General features: G+C 45.3%; 17 protein-coding genes and 1 pseudogene. 3 read left to right on the top strand and 15 right to left on the bottom strand.

The genetic code is table 11. The features are described 5' to 3' along the window. Position 1: 1 nt before the first annotated feature. The 4 genes from AC6I2O_RS17555 to gap form a co-directional block, all read right to left on the bottom strand. Positions 2 to 832, bottom strand: a complete 831-nt coding sequence (locus AC6I2O_RS17555; protein WP_497743364.1) for a helix-turn-helix domain-containing protein — start codon at positions 830 to 832, stop codon at positions 2 to 4. 271 nt (positions 833 to 1,103) lie between these two features. After that, positions 1,104 to 1,853 carry a triose-phosphate isomerase gene (gene tpiA, locus AC6I2O_RS17550; RefSeq protein ID WP_120391468.1) on the bottom strand — a complete coding sequence of 250 codons (750 nt, stop codon included), beginning with the start codon at positions 1,851 to 1,853 and terminating at the stop codon, positions 1,104 to 1,106. A gap of 63 nt (positions 1,854 to 1,916) precedes the next feature. Next, on the bottom strand, positions 1,917 to 3,122 hold the full coding sequence (locus AC6I2O_RS17545) for a phosphoglycerate kinase (RefSeq protein ID WP_120391676.1): 1,206 nt from the start codon (positions 3,120 to 3,122) through the stop codon (positions 1,917 to 1,919). A gap of 229 nt (positions 3,123 to 3,351) precedes the next feature. Next, positions 3,352 to 4,365 (bottom strand): type I glyceraldehyde-3-phosphate dehydrogenase, encoded by a 1,014-nt coding sequence (gap, locus tag AC6I2O_RS17540; RefSeq protein ID WP_120391467.1) that lies wholly within the window; start codon positions 4,363 to 4,365, stop codon positions 3,352 to 3,354. Positions 4,366 to 4,630: 265 nt separating this feature from the next. Between gap and AC6I2O_RS17535 the strand changes: the two genes are divergently transcribed. After that, positions 4,631 to 5,449, top strand: a complete 819-nt coding sequence (locus AC6I2O_RS17535; RefSeq protein WP_497743363.1) for a histidinol-phosphatase HisJ family protein — start codon at positions 4,631 to 4,633, stop codon at positions 5,447 to 5,449. A 250-nt stretch (positions 5,450 to 5,699) separates the two neighbouring features. On the opposite strand, the pseudogene AC6I2O_RS17530 reads toward AC6I2O_RS17535, so the two are convergent. Further along, positions 5,700 to 6,075, bottom strand: a pseudogene (locus AC6I2O_RS17530) (DDE-type integrase/transposase/recombinase); the annotation flags it as partial. Between the two features lie 26 nt (positions 6,076 to 6,101). Next, entirely contained in the window at positions 6,102 to 7,070 is a 969-nt protein-coding gene (locus AC6I2O_RS17525) for a poly(ethylene terephthalate) hydrolase family protein (protein WP_497743362.1), read from the bottom strand. A gap of 192 nt (positions 7,071 to 7,262) precedes the next feature. On the opposite strand from AC6I2O_RS17525, the gene AC6I2O_RS17520 reads away from it, so the two are divergent. Beyond that, the gene (locus tag AC6I2O_RS17520) at positions 7,263 to 7,781 is read left to right on the top strand and encodes a TetR/AcrR family transcriptional regulator (protein WP_497743361.1); all 519 of its coding nucleotides are present in this window, start codon (positions 7,263 to 7,265) and stop codon (positions 7,779 to 7,781) included. Between the two features lie 140 nt (positions 7,782 to 7,921). Here AC6I2O_RS17520 and AC6I2O_RS17515 read toward each other — a convergent pair whose 3' ends face one another. The 9 genes from AC6I2O_RS17515 to AC6I2O_RS17475 all read right to left on the bottom strand — a co-directional run bounded on the left by AC6I2O_RS17515 (position 7,922) and on the right by AC6I2O_RS17475 (position 18,864). Further along, a complete protein-coding gene (locus tag AC6I2O_RS17515) occupies positions 7,922 to 9,478 on the bottom strand; it encodes a response regulator transcription factor (protein WP_120391465.1) in 1,557 nt (518 codons plus the stop codon). Next, positions 9,453 to 11,006, bottom strand: a complete 1,554-nt coding sequence (locus AC6I2O_RS17510; protein WP_120391464.1) for a sensor histidine kinase — start codon at positions 11,004 to 11,006, stop codon at positions 9,453 to 9,455. Before AC6I2O_RS17510 ends, AC6I2O_RS17515 begins: the two co-directional genes overlap by 26 nt. Beyond that, the gene (locus AC6I2O_RS17505; RefSeq protein WP_497743360.1) at positions 10,991 to 11,971 is read right to left on the bottom strand and encodes a sugar ABC transporter substrate-binding protein; all 981 of its coding nucleotides are present in this window, start codon (positions 11,969 to 11,971) and stop codon (positions 10,991 to 10,993) included. Before AC6I2O_RS17505 ends, AC6I2O_RS17510 begins: the two co-directional genes overlap by 16 nt. A gap of 128 nt (positions 11,972 to 12,099) precedes the next feature. Next, positions 12,100 to 14,274: a carboxylesterase family protein gene (locus AC6I2O_RS17500; protein ID WP_497743359.1), complete on the bottom strand. Its 2,175-nt coding sequence runs from the start codon at positions 14,272 to 14,274 to the stop codon at positions 12,100 to 12,102. 133 nt (positions 14,275 to 14,407) lie between these two features. Then, a complete protein-coding gene (locus tag AC6I2O_RS17495; RefSeq protein ID WP_120391461.1) occupies positions 14,408 to 15,370 on the bottom strand; it encodes a D-alanyl-D-alanine carboxypeptidase family protein in 963 nt (320 codons plus the stop codon). 57 nt (positions 15,371 to 15,427) lie between these two features. Next, entirely contained in the window at positions 15,428 to 16,516 is a 1,089-nt protein-coding gene (gene mnmA, locus AC6I2O_RS17490; RefSeq protein WP_120391460.1) for a tRNA 2-thiouridine(34) synthase MnmA, read from the bottom strand. A 27-nt stretch (positions 16,517 to 16,543) separates the two neighbouring features. Next, on the bottom strand, positions 16,544 to 16,984 hold the full coding sequence (nifU, locus tag AC6I2O_RS17485; protein ID WP_120391459.1) for a Fe-S cluster assembly scaffold protein NifU: 441 nt from the start codon (positions 16,982 to 16,984) through the stop codon (positions 16,544 to 16,546). 193 nt (positions 16,985 to 17,177) lie between these two features. Beyond that, a complete protein-coding gene (gene nifS, locus AC6I2O_RS17480; protein WP_120391458.1) occupies positions 17,178 to 18,365 on the bottom strand; it encodes a cysteine desulfurase NifS in 1,188 nt (395 codons plus the stop codon). Positions 18,366 to 18,393: 28 nt separating this feature from the next. Then, the gene (locus tag AC6I2O_RS17475; RefSeq protein WP_120391457.1) at positions 18,394 to 18,864 is read right to left on the bottom strand and encodes an RrF2 family transcriptional regulator; all 471 of its coding nucleotides are present in this window, start codon (positions 18,862 to 18,864) and stop codon (positions 18,394 to 18,396) included. 171 nt (positions 18,865 to 19,035) lie between these two features. Here AC6I2O_RS17475 and AC6I2O_RS17470 point away from each other — a divergent pair, with 171 nt between their 5' ends. Next, positions 19,036 to 20,646 (top strand): putative polysaccharide biosynthesis protein, encoded by a 1,611-nt coding sequence (locus tag AC6I2O_RS17470; RefSeq protein ID WP_497743358.1) that lies wholly within the window; start codon positions 19,036 to 19,038, stop codon positions 20,644 to 20,646. Positions 20,647 to 20,739 lie beyond the last annotated feature (93 nt).

The following is a 20,739-nucleotide window of genomic DNA, read 5'->3' as shown; positions in this document are numbered from 1 at the left end:
GTTACTCCTCATTCCTATTCTTGTCAAAGAATATATCACGATAAACACCGGGGGCAAGCCCGATAAAGCGATTGAAATAATTTGTCAAATGGCTCTGGTCTGAAAATCCTGTCTGCATGGCGACTTCTATAGGCTGCATGCCTTTTCCCAACAGTGCCTTTGCTTCATTGATACGCATTGTTTCTAAATAGCGGTATGGCGTAACCCCCTTTGACTTGGCGAATGCCCGCAACAAGGTGGATTTGCTTAATCCAGCATAGCGGCATATCTGATCTAAATCAATCCGTTCGTTTAAGTGCTGTCTGATAAATTCACAGGCTTTTTCAATTTCCTGCCGACATTCCAGCACACAACTTTCAAAGGGCTGTCCATAATTCTGTATCAATGCAGAGATCAGAAATAACAGGTTTTCTTCTTTTCCAAAATCAGAAGTACCATTCATAACCATTTCGTGAAGCGTGCGAAGATAACAGGCGATTTCTTCATCATAAATGACGTTCTTTGAAAAACCGGGAAGTTCCCGTATCCCTGTTACTTCTTCGGCTAAGTCAAGCATCATACCTTTTGAAATATTAAAACCGCGATAATCAAAAGTTCCGTCGTCACTTTGAACACAGGCATGATTATCCCCCGGATTAAACAGAATGACGTTTCCCTTTTCTATGCTATATTCTTTGTTTTTACAGAATAAAACACGCTGCCCATCCTCAACAAATCCTATCACATAATACTCATGGAAATGATTGGGGAATGGCTGCACAATCCCCTCAAAGCGATAGGCTTCCATTCTTAATTTATCATCATAAACTACCGTCTTTGTTTCTTTCTTCATGCGTTTTCACTGCCTTTCGCGCATATTGTACCGCTGTGACATCAAAAAGTCTTGTAAAATATCTTCATTTTCTTTGGCATTGTTAAAAATTTTATATTCAGCCCCCCAAAACTGCAAAAAAGTATCTTTTTTCCATCAGATCTTTTGTTATGAATATGATCTAAAAAAACACCATCAAATACAATGAAATACCTCATCACTGCCGGTATCCTTGTATTTGATGGTGTTCAAATTCTTACACGCTATTTGACTATGTCAAAGCATGTGATCTTTATTTATAGTTTACAATCTGACCAAACTCTTCTTTCAGAGAAGCGCCGCCTACCAGACCGCCGTCGATGTCTGCCTGTGCAAACAGATCCGGAGCTGTTTTTGCGTTTACAGAGCCGCCGTACTGAATACGGATTGCTGCTGCTGTAGCGTCATCATAGATTTCAGCGATGCACTTACGAATCTCAGCGCAAACTTCCTGTGCCTGCTCTGTTGTAGCTGTCTTTCCTGTTCCGATTGCCCAGATCGGCTCATATGCGATCACCGCTGTTTTTGCCTGATCTGCAGTTACATTCAGAAAACCAACCTTAACCTGCTGACGAATCCAATCCATTGTGATTCCCTGCTCTCTCTGCTCCAGAGTCTCACCACAGCACATGATTGGTGTAATACCATGCTCAAATGCTTTCAGCATTTTCTTGTTTACAGTCTCACTCGTCTCCGCAAAGTACTCTCTTCTCTCAGAATGTCCGAGAACAACATACTTTACGCCAACATCGGTAAGCATAGCCGGTGAAATTTCTCCAGTGTATGCACCCTTCTCTTCATAATACATATTCTCAGCACCAACCTGAATGTTGGAACCCTTTGCAGCTTCCATTACCGGAATAATGTCAATCGCCGGAACACAGAAAACTACATCCACGTCATCGTTTGCCACGAGCGGCTTCAGCGTCTCAACCAGCTTAATAGCCTCGCTCGGAGTCATGTTCATTTTCCAGTTACCTGCCACAATTTTTCTTCTTGCCATTGTCTTTTCTCCTTCTATTGTTTTCATCAAATTGGAACCTACGGCTCGCCAATCGTTAAGTGCTTACTTATCGTCAGCTGCAGCTACACCTGGCAGGTCTTTGCCTTCCAGGAACTCGAGGGATGCGCCGCCGCCTGTGGAAATGTGGGACATCTTATCGCCAAATCCAAGCTGGTTCACTGCTGCTGCGGAATCGCCGCCACCAATGATCGTGGTCGCATCGGTCTCTGCCAGAGATTTTGCAACTGCGATCGTGCCTTTTGCAAGAATCGGATTTTCGAATACGCCCATCGGTCCGTTCCAAACAACTGTCTTTGCAGATTTTACTGCATCTGCATACAGAGCTGCTGTTTCTGTTCCGATGTCAAGGCCCATCATATCAGCCGGAATAGCGCTGGAACTTACAACAGATACTTCGATCTCTGCATCAATCGGGGTCGGGAATTCCTTTGCGATGGTTGTATCTACCGGAAGCAGAAGCTTCTTGCCAAGCTTCTCTGCCTTTTCCATCATCTCTTTGCAGTAATCAATTTTTGTGTCATCTACCAGAGAGGTACCTACCTCACAGCCCTTTGCTTTCAGGAACGTGTATGCCATACCACCGCCGATAATCAGTGTATCACATTTCTCAAGCAGGTTGGAGATAACATTTAATTTATCAGCTACTTTTGCTCCGCCCAGAATTGCTACAAACGGACGCTCCGGATTGTTTACTGCATTGCCAAGGAAGTCGATTTCCTTCTGCATCAGATAACCTACTGCGCAGGTATCTACATATTCTGTCACACCAACGTTGGAGCAGTGTGCACGGTGTGCTGTACCAAACGCATCATTTACAAATACTTCACACAGAGAAGCCAGCTCTTTGCTGAATGCTTCACCGTTCTTTGTCTCCTCTGCTCTGTAACGTGTATTCTGAAGCAGAATCGCTTCTCCATCCTTCATCGCTTCAACAGCTGCCTTTGCATTCTCACCGACTACATTGTCATCTGCTGCAAATTTTACTTCCTGTCCAAGCAGCTCAGAAAGACGTACTGCTACCGGCGCCAGAGACAGCTCCGGCTTCGGCTCTCCCTTCGGCTTTCCAAGATGAGAGCACAAAATTACACGGCCACCATCGGCAAGAAGTTTTTTGATTGTCGGGAGTGCTGCTACCAGACGGTTTTCATCTGTGATCTTTCCGTCTTTAAGCGGTACATTAAAGTCACAGCGAACCAGGACTTTTTTGCCCTTTACGCTGATATCGTCTACTGATTTTTTGTTAAGCATTGGAATTCCTCCTGATTTCTCTTTTATTCGTTTTGTAACACAAAACGTTTTCCATACGGCCTGCACAATCGAATACGGAAAATTTCTTTTCCTGCCTACACACTGTGTCAACAGCAAACTTCCATATGCGAGCCTAAGCAAAAAAGGAATCCGGTCCAAGCAGACCGGACCCCTTCTTAGGTCATTTCTTATACAGATTTTTTATACAAATTTTAATTCAGAGATTTACTTATGCAAGCTCTGCGAAGTACTTGATTGTACGAACCATCTGGCTTACGTAAGAATTCTCGTTGTCGTACCATGATACAACCTGTACCTGAGATGTGCCATCCTCAAGATTTACTACCATTGTCTGAGTAGCATCGAACAGAGAACCGAATCTCATACCGATAACGTCAGAAGAAACGATTTCGTCTGTGTTGTATCCGAAGGACTCTGTAGCTGCTGCCTTCATAGCTTCGTTGATACCATCAACTGTAGCTGCGCCCTTAACAACTGCGTTCAGGATTGTAGTAGAACCTGTCGGGGTCGGAACACGCTGTGCAGCACCGATCAGTTTGCCGTTCAGTTCCGGAATAACAAGGCCGATTGCCTTAGCAGCGCCTGTGGAGTTCGGAACGATATTTACAGCACCTGCACGTGATCTTCTCAGATCGCCTTTTCTCTGCGGTCCGTCAAGAATCATCTGATCGCCTGTGTATGCGTGAATTGTGCACATAATACCAGACTGGATCGGCATATAATCATTCAGAGCCTTTGCCATCGGAGCCAGGCAGTTTGTTGTACAGGAAGCTGCTGAAATAACAGTATCTTCTTTTGTAAGTGTTTCATGGTTTACATTGTAAACGATAGTCGGAAGGTCATTTCCTGCCGGAGCAGAGATAACAACTTTCTTTGCGCCTGCTGTAATATGAGCAGATGCTTTCTCTTTGGATGTGTAGAAACCTGTACACTCAAGAACTACATCAACACCAATCTCTCCCCACGGAAGTTCAGCAGCGTTAGCCTTTGCATAAATCTTGATTTCCTTGCCGTCTACGGTGATGGAATCCTCGCCTGCTGTTACACTGTCAGCCAGAGCATATTTTCCCTGAGATGAATCATACTTCAACAGATGAGCCAGCATCTTCGGGCTTGTCAGATCGTTGATAGCAACTACTTCATATCCCTCAGCACCGAACATCTGTCTGAATGCCAGACGACCAATACGTCCAAAACCATTAATCGCAACTTTTACTGCCATGATTACAATTCCTCCTAAATGTAATTTTAAATAGTAACTGTTGAAGTTCTGCTATTTGTTAAAAAAACTCCAACCTATCTGTTATAATAACCAATTTGTCCCAAAAATTCAAGTAGTAATCTGCATTCCGAAAAAAATTTGTGGACTTTCTGAAACACATCGGATATTATGATTTCATCATGTGCAAAATGCTGTATTTTCCCGCTGACAAGGCCCTATTTTTTTGCTTTCAAACGCGACTCACAATGCAAACAAGGAGGTTTTTATGACGATCCGATACGATTATCATCTTCACTCTGATTTTTCCGGTGACTGCGAAATTCCCTCTGAATTTATGATTGAACGCGCACTCACACTCGGACTTCAGGGATTATGCTTCACAGAACACCACGATCAGGATCTCCCGGAACAGGAACTTGTCTTCACCTTGGATTTTGATGCATATGTTCGGAAGATGTCCCGGTTGAAATCACAGTATGCAGACCGTATCCGCATCTGTTCCGGTATCGAATTCGGTATAATGAAACATCTGCCCCCGGTACTCCAGACGCTTCTGGAAAAATACTCTTTTGATTTTGTCATTGCCTCCCTTCATTTTGTGGATGGCAAAGATCCTTATTATCCGGAATATTTCATTGAGAGATCCGAGCGTGAATGTTACGAAGAATTTCTGAAAACAGAATATGAGACGTTGAAATGCTTTCCACCTCAAAGCTACGATACACTTGGACATATGGATTTCATTGTCCGCTATGGCCCGAACCAGAATCGCGAATATTCTTATGAAGCATACGCAGACTATATTGATCCGATCCTTCGTCTCCTGATTGAAAACGGAAAATGCCTTGAAGTCAATACTGGTGGCTTTAAATATGGTCTAGGAGAGCCAAACCCCTGCGCCGGTGTCCTGCGCCGTTACCGCGAGCTTGGCGGAGAGCTTCTCACAATCGGCTCCGACGCTCACGATCCCAAACACCTTTGTTTCGACTTTGACCGGGTGCAGGCCCTCCTTCTCGATCTTGGCTTCCGATACTACGCCATATTTCAGCAACGCAAATCGGAAATGCTCCCCCTGAACGGGTGATATCCGCATCTGTCAAAGCATAAAAATCTGATTCCCTTGCAGGCGAAGGCTTTTGTCTCGTCGCCCGCAAGGAATACAAATGAGCCGTCCCCAGCAACATAGACATCTAAAACGAAAGGATTCTATCCGGTTCTTAGTTTTTCTAGCTTTTTCTTCCATTCAGACTGGCAGAAAAATCTTTTCTGCTTCTGCCATGACTGTGTGGTTATTTATTCAAAAACAGCTATGCTGCTTTCGGATCTGTCTGATGCTGCCCGTTAAGCCATTCCTGCTTTAACTTCTCCCAGAAACTTTCCATCGGGGCGTTGTCCCAGCAGTTCCCTTTCCGGCTCATGCTGCTGATAAATCCGTGTTCTTTCCTCTGTAACCTTTGTATGGCAGATGGCATCCTTAAGCCCTGACAGCACCAGCTCTTTCGTCATGCGTCCGTCCATTGATATGCCGACTATCTTATCCCCACATAGATCCATCACTCCGGCAAGATAGAGCCAGCCTTCATCCGTTCGAATATAGGTAATGTCACTTACCATTTTCTGGCCGGGTCTGTCAGCGTCAAATTTCCTGTTCAGGATATTTTCTGCCACCATAGGTGTTTCATGATGCCTCGTGAATGCGTATGATCTCTTTCAGAAGGACTTCATTATTTCAATCCTTATTCGTTTTTCTCAATATCCTGCCACTTGGCGTTGTTTAGGATTTCTGCATTTTCGCCTATAAGTGCTTTACCAGCTTCTTCATCCCCATGTAACTGGTATAGCATCCACGCCGTCATATATCCATCAGTCTTCATCTGCATTTCCTCATGCTCTGCTCCTACAACTCTTGCACGAAGTTTAAATACATTGTCCGACATAGCATTGTAATTCTCAACCAACGATGAAAGCGGAGCAACACCAAGCCACTCTTTTGCTACGTCCGTTGCGCCCGTATCATCAGAAGTTCCAGTAGCAGCAGTCATAAACCACGGAATCGACACTTTAGAAGCGTCATATCCTCCCCACATCTGTGCAAGGTAGGAATGGGCTGCACTGCCCGTAAAAATTGTTTTATAAAGACTGCCGTTCTCACATTCAGTTACCGCTCTAATCGCACCCGCACCACCCTGTGAATATCCGGCAATTCCAATATTTTGGGTATCAATTTTTTCATAAAACAGGCTGTTGGAATTTTGATTTTGCTCCAGCATATAATCCAAGGTCTGTGAGGTGGATATACCTATTCCCGACTGTCTGTCATCATTACCAACAACAATAAATCCCCACGAAGCAAGCCTTTCAAAATAAGCTTCATAGTTCAATGCCGCTGTATTGCTACCGTTTACAACAACTACCATTGGATAATCATCTTGATTATTCTTCATTTCAGATGGATACCAAATACGGATATTCCCAATCGTCTTATCTTCGGATTCTACTATCTTACTGGATACTTCATAACCTCCAAGTCCCGCATACTTTTTTTCTAATTCCGAATCAGACTGGAACTGCTTGTAGTAATTTTTATCCAGCCAAGGCTTTTTAAAATCAATGTAGTTTTTAATCAGCAGGAAGCCCACTACAAGGACGATTAAAATGATAATCACTAAAATCACAAGCCCCACTATTTTCAAGACTTTTTTCATAAATAAATCTCCTTCCGCTTGACAGAATAATCTGTTTTCTCTATAATAATTTCGGAACAAGTGTTATTATACGAAACATTTGTTTCAATCAAATTATATTATAATGACGGTCGCATTGAGTGTCAATGCGAATCAGTAAAAATGATACTGCCATCACGCTATGCGGTACAAAAAGGGGGATTTTGTTCCTTTATGAAGAAAAATCAAACAACATTTATGAAACTATGTCTTGCAGACGCACTTATCAAGCTGATGAAGACCCAAGACTTTGATACAATCAATGTAAACTCGATTTGCAAGGAAGCAGACATCGGCAGAACTACTTTTTACAGATATTTTGAAAACAAAAACAGCAAAGAGGAAATGCTTCTTTTCAAGATAAAATATGAATGGGAGCAGTATTCTAATATGCACGAAAGCGACGAGCGGGGAGAGAATGCTGATTTGACAGAATTCATATATGATAAAAGGCGTCTGTTTTCAATGCTCTATCAAAATAATCTTATTTCTGTCATTATGCGTGCGCTTGAGGATTTGATACCTTCGGGGGAAACATACGACAAGCAAGCCTCGTATCTTATGTCCTTTTTTATCTATGGATACTTCGGCATCATCTATCAGTGGATAAAATATGATTTTGATGAAACACCCGAACAGATACAAAAGCATATTAACGACACTATCACCTCTGGGTTAAATCAAAAATCATAAAAACAAGCTGGCAAGAAAATTTCCTGCCAGCCTGTTTTTTATAGACTTATTTATCTTTAGCAATAATGATTTGAATACATTTTACCACAAAAGTACGCCAGATTCCATTCTTTTCATAAGATTGCCTTTCAAACAATGGATCACAGCCCACGCAGCAGCCGTCTCATTTCTCCTACTGTCATTCCTGTATTCTTCTTGAATACCTTATAAAAATAAGTAGGCGAAAGATATCCCACCCGTGCCCCGATATCCTTTACGATAAAATCTTCATCCCGGATAAGCCGAATCGCATGATCAATCCGGGCATCTGTCAGAAGTTCTACAAAGCTTTCATCAAGCTGCTGCGTCAACAGACGGCTCAGATAGAAAGAACTGATCCCAAGACGCTCTGCTACTGCCTCCAGTGAAATATCCTTCATGTAATTGTTCTCAATATAAAGAACCGCTTCCTCCACATATTCATTCCGAATCGTTTCCGTTCTTTTCGATTCCGGAAGCTCCCATAAAACTGCAAGCACCCTTTCTTGCAGCTGTGTCTCATCCGAAGCGCTCTGCAGCCGTTCCAGAAGCTGTCTCCAGAAAAAATGTCGTCTTTTTCCACTCTCAAGCTCCTCCTGACATTTTTGGATAAAAGCTGCTGCCAGCCGTTGTTCCTGCCACAATCCCTGTCCTCCGGCTTTCCATTGCGTAAATATCTTCTGCAAGATCTCTTTTGCAGCTTCCGAATCTTTTCTTCTTACAGCATCTGCCATATCCTCAGTCAGCTCCAAATCCTCTGCCTGCCGACTGTATATCTTTTCCCGCTTTTCAAAAAAGCAGACAGCTTCCGCGCGCTGGTCATTCAAAACCATACGACATTCTTTTAGCCCTTCCGGCATTTTTTCAAATTCATATTTCCAACGGCTTACGCCAAATACTGCTTCACATTCAAAGTCAGTCCTGATCTTTCTTCTGAGCATTTCCAGGAGTTCCCTGCTCCAGGGCTGATAATTTTCTTCCCCCACTTCGCCTCCCGGTATCAGGAATAGATAGAGCGTTTCTTTATGTACCATAGTCAAAGATGTACAGAAACGCTTCAGCTCTTCCTGCACCATTTTTCTGATCACTTCCAGATACACGGATACTTTTTTGTTATCCGGTACCTGCATCAAAACCAGAATACCTCCCAGAAACGTCTGATCCAGATTTTCAAACCACAGTCTCAGCTCCTCTTCCTTTGGCTGTCCCAGAAGAATAGAGGACATCAGGCCATTCCCCAAAGCACTCTGCATATCCTGAAATTTTTTCTCTGAAATCTGATTCTCACGGAAAATCCGTTTTTCCTGCTCCAGCACGCCAAGCACCTTGGAAATGGCTTTTACCAGTTCCTCTTCGTACACCGGCTTCGATAAGAAATCAGAAGCACCCAGCTGCAGCGCTTTTCTGATATAGGCAAAATCATTATACGCCGTATTAATAATCACCTTCGCATTCACCGCTTTCAACCGAAGCATTTCCAATGCTTCCAGTCCGTTCAGTCCCGGCATATTAATGTCTGCAAGAATGACATCGGGCTGGAACCTCTCGGCTTTTTTAATAAGGTCCACCCCATTGTATACGCTCGGCAGCAACTCAGCCATTTTGAAATTTTTCCGTATCATCATCTCAAGTCCACGGCATTCAATTTCCTCATCATCTGCAATCAGAATTTTCCACATTCTCCTCGTCCCTTTCTTTCACCGGAACCATAATCTCAACAGCTGTTCCTTTCAGCGCCGTACTTCGGATCTCCATGTTCGCCCTCTCCTCAAAGAAAATCTGAAGGCGCCTGCAAACATTCGCCAATCCCAGTTTTTCTCTCTGCTCCTCATCTGAAGAGAGCCGCTCCCGCACCAAAGCAAGCGTCTGCCCGTCCATTCCGCAACCGTTGTCTGCAATCCGAATCAGTCCTCTCCCGCTTTTCTGCTCGTACTTTGTCTGAATTAAAACTCTTCCGCCCTCCACAAACGCTCCGACACCATGAATGATACTATTTTCTACCAAAGGCTGCAGAATCAGACACGGAATCTTCGTCTGATGAAAGGACTCGTCCAGATCAAATTCAAATAAAATCCGCTTACCAAACCGCTGTTCCTGAAGATACACATAATTTCCGAGGCTTTCCAGCTCCTGGCCAAGCGTCACGGATTTCCCCATATAATCCAGACTATATCGCAAAAGCTGCGACGTCTTTTTCAGCAAAAATACGGTTTTCTCTGCCTCTTCTATATAAGCAGTTTTTGCAATCATATTTAAGGTATTAAATAAAAAGTGCGGATTCATCTGCATTTGCAGAGATTTTAGCTCACTTGTGCGCAGTAAATTCAAAATTTTCAATTTCTCCACCTTCTGTTTCTGGTAGAGCACCTTTGTCTTCGCATCCTCTTCGATAATTTTAATCTGGCTTTTAATCTGCTGCGCCATCATATTAAAAACCTGAATCAGCAAAGTCCCTTCCTCATAGATATGTTCCCGAAAATCAATCCTCCGAAACTCTGAGAGCCTTCCATCCCGAATGTCCTCCGCCGCATGCGTCAGCGTCTGAATCGGAAGTAAAATCCAGCTGCTCAGGCGTTTCCCCCACCAGATTCCATATGCTGATAAAAGAAGTACCAACAACAGAAATACGGCATAATAAAGCCTGCTCTTTTTCATAACTGCACTCTGCCTTTCGCTTGCTTTACTCAAGAGCTGAAGATGCAGCGGTTTAAACTCAGCATCAATCCTTTCATATATATTCTCGGCTTTTTCATATTCGTCCAGAAGCTCCCGGTAAACAGATGAAGAGAACCCTTCCTCCCCTGTCGTCGTTTTCTCTGCAATGGCTCTGACCCTCTTCTCATACTGCCCCATCATCAACGAAATATCCTTTATATCCCGCTGAAATGCAGGACTCACATTTAGTTCCTGCAATCCTGCCATCGAATTTTCCAATTCCTGTATGGTTTCAAACAACCGCGTTTTTATTTCTGAAGAACCATCTGATATATAATTGGACAAGTTTGTGTTCATCCTGTCAAATTGCATATAATATTCATTGAGACTCAATGCCTGCCGCATCGCATCCGAATAACTCTCCACACTGACAACGTGAAACAAAATTGCTGCAAAGTTCATAAAAAAAGCAACGCCAAGAATCAGGCTGTGATAACGGTTCAGTATCTGTTTCAGCGTAGCATTTGAGCCTTCTTTTAATATATGTGCCATAAAATATCCTCTCTTACTGTATGCTCGATTTCCAGCTCATCCTCGGTTCCCACCAGCTCGACATTTGTATACTGATCCCGAATCTCCTCTTTGTTTCCAGTAAAGTATTCCTGTAGTACTTCTACTGCCCGTCCTCCCATCTCATATGGATTCTGCTTAATTGTCCCTGCAATATTTCCGCTTATCATTGCATGTCTGATTGTTTCACTGTAATCAAAAACCAGGATTTTAATTCCGTCAAACCGTTCTCTGTTTTTCTCCGCCAACTTACACATAACGCCGGAGCCATATCCTTCTGCACAGAAAATTGCACTGATCTTTGGAATATCTTCCATCATTCCCACAATCATTTCTCTCAGCAGTCCCGTATTTGACTGCCCTTCCAGTATTTTCACTACTTCCATCTTGGGAAAGTCCTTCAAAGCTTCTATAAAACCGCTGATTCGCTCCGCCTGATTTGCGTTATCACAAAATGACGTGACAATCGCCACTTTTCCCTGTCCACCACACTCCTTTGCCAGCTTTTCTCCTGCAAGCTGTCCCGCATAAAAATTATCAGACCCTATGTAACATAATCTTCCGATATCCTCCACATCACTGTCAATAAAAATGACCGGAATATCCGCTTCCTGCGCCTGGCTCACTATTTCCCGAAATTCTTTCGAATCCTCGTATGCGACTGTGACAATCCCGTCCACGCCTGACAGTACTGCATTCTCCATTGCATAGATCTGTTTATCCAGGTTCAATTCTGAAAAACCTACGCATTTCACATCCATGTCACACGCGTTTCCCTTATCCAGGATTCCGCCTGCCACATTGCCCCAATACCCTGAATTTGCCATAGGAGAGATAAACGTAATCCTCCGTCCAGGCAGCATGTTTTGTTCTTCTTCATTTCTGAATACAAACCAGATTCCCCCTAGCATCATAACCACACTGAACGCTGCCAACCATCTCTTCATCCGCTTCCATTCCTCTCACAATACGTACAATGCACCAAAGGGGCCTGCTGCATGACGCAACAGTCCCCTGGCTGCTATCTTATTTATCATTTTTGTTTCTGTCTTACTTTTTAACAGTCTGTACTCATTTATTCTGCAAGTGTCTGTGCAAACATCCACTCCATAAACTGCGAATCTTCCATCGCAAGAATCTCGATATCATGATATCCGATGCCTGCCTCATCCATTTCTGCCACTGTGAACTCATGATATTTTGCCTGTTCATTGCCCAGTTCCTGAAGCTCTTGGTACAGATTGCGGCTGCCATCCAGCAGAGCAGGTTTGTCCTGATCACCCTGCAAAATCCAGATTGGCTTGTTGCGAATATTTTCGATTTTATCCTTCAGCTCGTCGCTATAACCTCCACAAAGAGGCATTGCCGCTGCAAACATTCCATTGTAGCTTGAGAAAATTCTTCCGGTATTTCTTCCGCCCATGGACTTTCCTGTCACGTAAACCCGATTCGGGTCAACCATGCCCTTACTGATCAGGCTACGAATCAGGTTCATCGTATCCTGGAAAATCTCAAATGCTGTTTCATTGCTCTGATCATAGAAAATCGGCGCCAGTACGAATGCCTTACGTACTTCCTGATTCGCCGGATCTGCCCATGCTTCCGCCACACGGTTTGCCTGAAGGTTCATCTGGTCGCCTGAACCATGCAATGCAAGTACAAGCGGAACCGCCTCGCCGTTCGTCTCCGGTGCATACAGATGATAATCAAAAGCACCTGTTCTGTTCGCATAATAGCTGTCAAACTCATCTACTACTGCTATTGTTGTCTCTCTTACGTCTTCTTTCGTAAAGCTCAGCGTTTCATTCGATGCACATACTACTTCAAAACTGTCCACATAGAAATATTTTTCTGGAAAATCACCGATTGTCAATGTCAGCTTTCCATCTTCTGCCGCCACATCAGAAACAGATGCTTCAAAATCATGCGTCTCGTCAGAACGGTAACCTGTAGCCGGATTGCCTGCCCAGGTGTATGCCTTACCGGTCAATGTAAATGCGTCCGCGCCCGGAATCTCTGCCAGAGCTTCGTTCAGGTAGAGTTCTATTGTGTCAATCCTCTGCCCTCTTGCCGGAACTGAGGTATTCACCCTGACGTAATCCACTGCGTCATTCACATCTGACTTTTTCTGAGCAAACAGCCAGTCAGCGTATTTGTCATCTTCAAGGGAAATGATTTCCACATCATGATGCTTCTCATCTGCGATTCCCCTTGCTGCCATCTCTTCCTGAGAATACTCTTTCATCTTAACTTTGTAGCTTCCCGTGCCTAAAATCGTCTGATAAGCGTCTCTTGTTCCCTCAATCGGAACTGCCTGGTCGTTCGTACCCTGGACAAACCATACCGGCATATCTGAAAGCACGGTGAGATCATCGTTTTCAAAACGCTTAGCTGCCGGGCAAAGCGGAAGCGCTGCCGCAAACAGATCGCTGTTTGTAGCTGCCGCATGAACCGTATTTCCTCCTCCGAGTGACTTGCCGGTCACGTATACGCGGTCTGCGTCTACCTTTCCGTCTTCGATCATTTCTCTTACCACAGAAACAGCCTGCGCCACATTGATGTCCTGTCCCTCTGCCGACTGATCGCTGAGCACCGGCGCCAGTACGTAAGACGGATATTTTGCCTGCTGTGCCGGCTCTGCCCATGCGGTAACCACACGGTTCGCTCTTGTATTCTCCTGATCTCCGGAACCATGGAAGGCCAGTACCAGAGGCATCGGCTCATCAGCTTTCTCCGGTGTATAAAGATTATAAACAAGGTCCGGCTGTCCATCAAAGCTCTTTGTCAGCTGCTCAAAATCATCTGCAACCGGCGTCACTACTTCCGTCACCTGATCTTTCGTAAATGTTAGTGCTTCGTTGCTGCTGCAAGTAACCGTATAGCTGTCTACATAGTAATATTTCTCATTAAAATCAGAAATGCTTAAAATAAGAGTATCCTCTTCCACTACGGCGCCTGCTATTGTAGCTGTGAAATCATGGACATCAGGCGAACGGAAGCCGTCCTCCTTTTCATATCCCCAGCCATATGATTTCCCTTCCATCGTAAATGCCGTTGCCTGAATACCATTCAGCACTTCCGGATTCTTTACCTTTACCTCAATCGTATCAAGACGCTGTCCCGGAGACTGTACGGAACAGTTCACTTTTACAGATTCAATTTCACTACCTGCTGTCTCGCCCGCAAACACAGTTCCGGATGCGAACGCCAGCGTTCCAAGAAATGTTCCAACCAAAATCCTCTTCCTCATGTCTTTCCTCCTTTTTTGAACAAACCAGTTTTTGTTACGTGTTCATTATACAACACTGCAAAAAAGGAAACATCTCTGAATACCTGACTTTACCATGCAAATATTTGTGATCAGACTGCCATAATTTGCGCTTTTAATCGCCAATCTGATTATATGCCAGAAACGCATCGTTCACATGATACTGCTCCGTACGCGGCTCGGCAGCCCAGCCTGCGGTCACAAGAATATAGCCATGTCCGTCAATTTCAGCCATGCTGGCAAGACATCGCCCCGCTTCGTCGGTATAACCTGTCTTACCACCAACAATCTTACCATCCGTCACCTCCGAAGATTCCATGGTTTTAAACATTGTGCTCCAGAACGTAAATCCATCCGGATGGAGATCCGTAGCCTTTACCGTATAGGACGGTGTGGTAAACACTTGGTAAAACGTTTTATTTTTGATTGCTTCACAGAGAATCTGCGCAATCTCCTTTGCAGTTGAATACTGCTCGTCATTGTGAAGTCCCGTACAATTTGTAAAGTGTGTCTGTGTCAGTCCGAGACTTCGGGCGCGCTCATTCATCAACTCCGTAAAGGCTGATTCTGATCCTGCTGCCTGCACGGCCAGTTCCATACAGCACTCAGCTCCCGACGGAAGCAGGGCCCCGTAAAGCAGGTCGCGGATCACCGCTTCTTCACCTGGCTCAAATCCGGCCCGCGATGCATCCCGCTCGTAAAGCATATCATAATAATCATACGACATTGTAATCTTCCGGTCCAAATCCTCAATTTGCTCAATTGCAGTTAAAACTGTCATAATCTTTACCATAGATGCCGGAAAAATCTTCTCTTCTCCACGCCTCGAAGACAGCACCTCCCCAGTATCTGCATCCAGCAAAATCGCATACGGACTGTCCAGCAATTCCAGATCTACCGTATGAATCACAGAAGCTGGTTCCCCTGTTCCGGGTACGCGACCGCGTTCACTACTCCGATACAGAAACATCGTAACAAAAACGCAGATTGCTACAAGCAGGAAAAAAACAACAAGACAGACATAGAATGTCTGCCTGTGATTCCGCCTGCTATACCTTTTTTTGCTTCTCTCTTCCATAAACTCAGCTTGTCCCTCCGGTTTTCCATACTTATTTCAATATACTATTTCAGTATACTACTTTCTGCCCGTTACGATTGTTCCGCCTCCAAGCACATAATCGTGGTCATAAAACACGACAGCCTGTCCCGGCGTGACAGCCCGCACTGGCTCGTCAAAAACAACCTCTGCCTGATCCGGCCCGATTTTTCGTACAACCGCAGGTGTGCCCTGATGATTGTAACGTATCTTCGCGATAACCGATACTTCATCACAAATGTCCGGAACACTCATAAAATTCAGATTCGTACATACCAGACGATCCGTAAAAACATCCTCATGTTCCCCGATCACAACTTCATTCGTCTCCGGTCTGATTTCCGTTACAAACACCGGATGTCCCATGGACAGATTCAGTCCTTTTCTCTGACCGATCGTATAATGGGTAATTCCTTTGTGGCGACCGACGACTGTTCCGTCCGATGTGACAAAATTCCCCTCTGCAATCTTCTGGCCACTGTTTTTCTGAATAAAACCAGCATAGTCCTGATCCGGCACAAAACAGATCTCCATGCTGTCCGGCTTCTGTGCCACGGAAAGGTCAAGCTCCTGTGCAATCTCCCGAATCTGGTCTTTCTCATAATCACCGACCGGCATCAAGGTGCGCGAAAGCTGTTCCTGCGTCAGATTGTACAATGCATACGTCTGGTCTTTCGCAGCCGTAGCAGAGCGCTGCAGCGCATAACGCCCTCCCGGCAACTGAGCAATTCTCGCATAATGTCCGGTCGCAATGTAATCAGCGCCAATCTGCAGGCTCCGGCGAAGCAGCGACTCCCACTTTACATAGCGGTTGCAGGCTATGCAGGGATTCGGAGTACGGCCAGCCAGATACTCTTCCATAAAATAATCAATCACCTTGTCCTGGAATTCATCCCGGAAATTCATCACATAATGAGGAATTCCAAGCCCAAAAGCCACTTTCCTGGCATCCTCCACTGCGCTCAGCCCACAGCATCCTCCGTTTTCGCTCGCCGCCTCATCTTCCTCTTTCTGCCAGATCTGCATGGTCACACCGATCACATCGTAGCCTTGTTTCTGCAACAGATATGCAGCAACGGAGGAATCCACGCCGCCAGACATCCCTACGACAACCTTCTTCTTTCCCATTCCTGTGGTCTCCCTCCCGAAACTGCCTTAATACTCTTCTTCCTCTTCTTCGTCCTCATGAATATCCGACTTCGGTTTTTCCAGACCCTCAATCTTGATTCCATGCTTTTCCGCATAATCCCAAAGAGCTGCGTGAATCGCCTCTTCCGCAAGCAAAGAACAGTGAACCTTCACAGGAGGAAGCCCGTCAAGTGCCTCCATCACCGCCTTATTGGTCACCTGAAGCGCCTCCTGGATGGATTTTCCCTTTACAAGCTCTGTCGCCATACTGCTCGTTGCCACTGCTGCGCCACAACCAAATGTTTTAAATTTACAATCTCGGATGATATCGTTTTCGTCAATGTCAAGATAAATCCTCATAATATCTCCGCACTTCGCGTTTCCAACCGTACCGACTCCGCTGGCATTTTCTATTTCGCCGACATTTCGCGGATTCTGAAAATGATCCATTACTTTTTCTGAGTACATAATTCATCTCCTCCAAATTCCCGTGCTGCTTTTTCCATTCTTTCTGTATTAGTCCTATTTTGTCCTGTTTTCCTCTATTTTATCTGTATTTACTCGTTACGGGAACTTTCTCTTAATTTATATTTTGTGTTATGAATAGCTTGTGTAATTGATATCTTTTGTTATTTGTTTTTTGTCCCATTAGGATCTTGTATTATCGCTTTTGACATTTTTTTAAGAAATCTTCATAAAGCGGTGACATACTGCGCAGCCGTTCGACGATTCCCTTCGTCTTTTCCACCACATAGTCAATATCCTCTTTTGTCGTATCTGCACCGAGCGTGAGGCGCAGCGAACCATGTGCGATTTCATGCGGAAGCCCAATCGCAAGAAGCACATGGGACGGGTCGAGAGACCCTGAGGTACAGGCAGAACCACTGGATGCGCAGATCCCTTCCATGTCAAGCATAATCAGAAGAGATTCTCCCTCAATAAACTGAAAACTGAAATTCGCATTGTTCGGAAGACGGTTTTTGCGGTCTCCGTTCAGCCTCGTAAACGGGATTTCCTTTTCCATACGATCAATCAGGTAATCTCTCAGCTCTCTTTCCCCGGCTGTCCGCTCCTGCATCGAAGAAAATGCTTCCTTCGCAGCCTGGCCATAACCGACAATAGCCGGAACATTTTCTGTGCCTGCGCGGCGTTTCCGTTCCTGCGCGCCCCCATGTATGAAAGAGCGGATTTTCACTCCCTTGCGGATATACAGAAAACCGATACCCTTCGGTCCGTTTACCTTATGCGCGCTGGAGCTGAGCATATCAATGTGCAGCTCATCTACATTAATCGGAAGCTGTCCGTATGCCTGCACCGCATCCGTATGGAACAAAATGCCATGCTGCGCCGCCAGCTCGCCAATCGCACGAATCGGCTGAATCGTCCCGATTTCATTATTTGCAAACATCACAGAAATCAGAATCGTATCCGGCCGGATTGCTTTTTTCAGTTCTTCCAGTTTGATGACGCCGTTTTCATCCACATCAATATACGTGACTTCATAGCCGCATTTTTCCAGATTCGCACACGTATGCAGGATCGCATGGTGTTCGATTTTAGACGTAATGATATGCTTTCCTTTTCCTCCATAAGCCTCTGCCGTCGCCTTGAGCGCCCAGTTATCTGCCTCCGTGCCGCCCGCTGTAAAATAAATTTCCTCAGGTTTTGCCCCCAAAGTTGAGGCAATCATTTCCCTGCTTTGTGTAATCGCTTCTTTGCTCTCTACGCCAATGCTGTAAATGCTGGACGCATTTCCATAAAGCTCCGAAAAATACGGAAGCATCGCTTCCAGCACGGTCGGCGAAGTTTTTGTCGTTGCTGCATTGTCCAGATAAACAAATCTATCCATATTTCTACTCTCCTTTGATCCTGGCCATCTACCCCAGGCAGCTTCTGCTGCCGTAATCCGGAGGCTGGGTCTCCCTGTTTTTCTGTGCTTTTCTGCTTTCTTCCACAAGCTGGCTCAGCATGATCTCATCTACAGTTCTTGTGATACTCTCATTAATCTTTTGCCAAACATATTTTGTGACACAAAGATCTGCTCCGACACATCCCTCATCTGTGTGTTCCGAACATTCGACCATAGACAGATTCCCTTCCAGTGCCCGCAGCACATCTCCGACAGAAATCGTATCTGCCGCGCGCATCAGGCGATACCCTCCCTGCGCGCCCCGAATGCCCGTAACCAGCTCCGCCTTTCGAAGCTTTGCCACAAGCTGCTCCAGATAACTTTCTGAAATATTCTGTCTCTGGGAAATACTGCTGATCGACACAGCCTCATGCTCACTGTACTGTGCCAGATCGATCATAGCGCGAAGGCCATATCTTCCTTTTGTTGATAATTTCATCTTTTTCTCCTTTACAGAAGATAAAACTGCTCTTATATCCGAGTGTTTTACTCGGATTTCTTGTTCAGAATAACACTCGTTTTCTTTCCTGTCAAGCCTGTTTTGCGGAATTCGTACTATCCGCTCTTCCAATCTGCATATATTGAACAAACACTGAGACAGGATTTATCCATGAATGAACGACATTATCTTTTAAAAGGCACTTTTCTTCTGACTGTGGCAGGGCTACTTACCAGAGCAGCGGGGTTCTTCTATAAAATATTCCTATCCCGTACAATCGGTGCAGCCGAAATCGGACGATTTCAACTCACTTTTCCTGTTTTGGCATTTTGCTCCGCCCTTTCCTGCGGCGGCATTCAGACTGCCGTTTCCCGCTTCACTGCGGAATATTATGCAGAAAAAGACCAGAAATCCGCAATCCGTATTCTCGCCTGCGCGCTGTTCCTTTCCATCACCTTATCTACGGTGTGCTGTGCCGCGCTTTTTGGTGGTTCACTCTGGCTGGCTACTTATTTTCTTTTAGAGCCAAGCTGTGCTTCTCTGCTGCAAATCATTGCTTTTTCTCTGCCTTTTTCTGCCATCCATGGCTGTCTGAACGGATTTTTTATCGGGAAGAAAAATATTCCCGTTTCTGCGGCATCTCAGCTGATCGAGCAGCTGTTGCGCATCACTGCGGTTATGCTTTTCTATATGATTTTCAAGAAAAGCGGGCGCACCGCAAACGCCAATATCATGGCACTTGGTCAGCTTGCCGGAGAACTGGCCGCTGCCCTGTTTTGTATTTATCACCTTGTCTTTGGAAAACACCAACTCCAGGAAGAACAGATGGCATCTCCGGCACTTTCCGTGATCCGGCGCCATTCCTTCTTTCGCTTAATTCGCCGCGATACAAAAAAAACACTGGCAGTTTCGGCGCCGCTTGGTCTGAGCCGAATGCTCCTCTGCGTCCTACAGGGAATTGAAGCCGCACTGCTCCCGCAAATGCTTGGTCAGTTCGGTCACAGCTCCCTGGATGCGCTCGCCGTATATGGCACCCTGACTGGCATGGCACTGCCGCTTCTCATGTTTCCAACCGCAGTAACAAGCGCCATCGGAACGCTGCTCCTTCCGGCCGTTTCAGAAGCACGTGCACTGAATCAGGACAAAAAAATAACTGACACGATCAATGCCAGTTTTCAGGGCAGCCTTCTTTTAGGTTATTTCTTTTTAACTGGTTTTTTACTTTTCGGAAATGATCTGGGGACGCTTTTATTCCACAGCTCCCTGGCCGGAGTTTTTACGAGAAAACTGGCGCTGCTTTGTCCCTTCGTCTATATCAACACGACACTTATCAGCGTTTTGCACGGAATGGGAAAAACAGCCGCTGCTTCTGTGTGGAATACGGCAGGGTTTTGCGTCCGGCTTTTATGTATTCTTTTTCTGGTACCGGACATCGGCATTGACGGTTACTTTATCGGAATGCTGGTCAGCCAGGCGTTTATCGTAGTCTGTTCCCTGATCACGCTGCACCGTGCTGCCGGCTTTACTGCAAGCCTCACGGACGCTCTGTTAAAACCTGCCCTTTTATGCATCCTGTGCGGAGCCGGACTGACCGCTCTGCGCCTGTTTTGCCCACGTTTTTCTGTACCTTCCTGGAGCGGCACGCTCCTTTTGGCGGTGCTTTTTGGCATCTCATTTCTGGTCCCGTGCTTTTTCCTGCTGCCGCAAAGCATGCTGCCTCAAAAGCTTCTGCATCATTCCAGGCTTGCTTCCGCAAAAAATCATGGAACCAGACGCTCATAAAACACTACTGAAACAGACTGATCCTTCTCCTATCCTTTCAGAGCAGGGCTGCCGCATGAAAAAAGAATCGTCCCTCTTTCATGCGACAGTCCT

The sequence above is a fragment of the Blautia sp. St.27G3 genome, from assembly GCF_059728505.1.
This window is presented reverse-complemented; position numbering and strand designations above follow the sequence as displayed.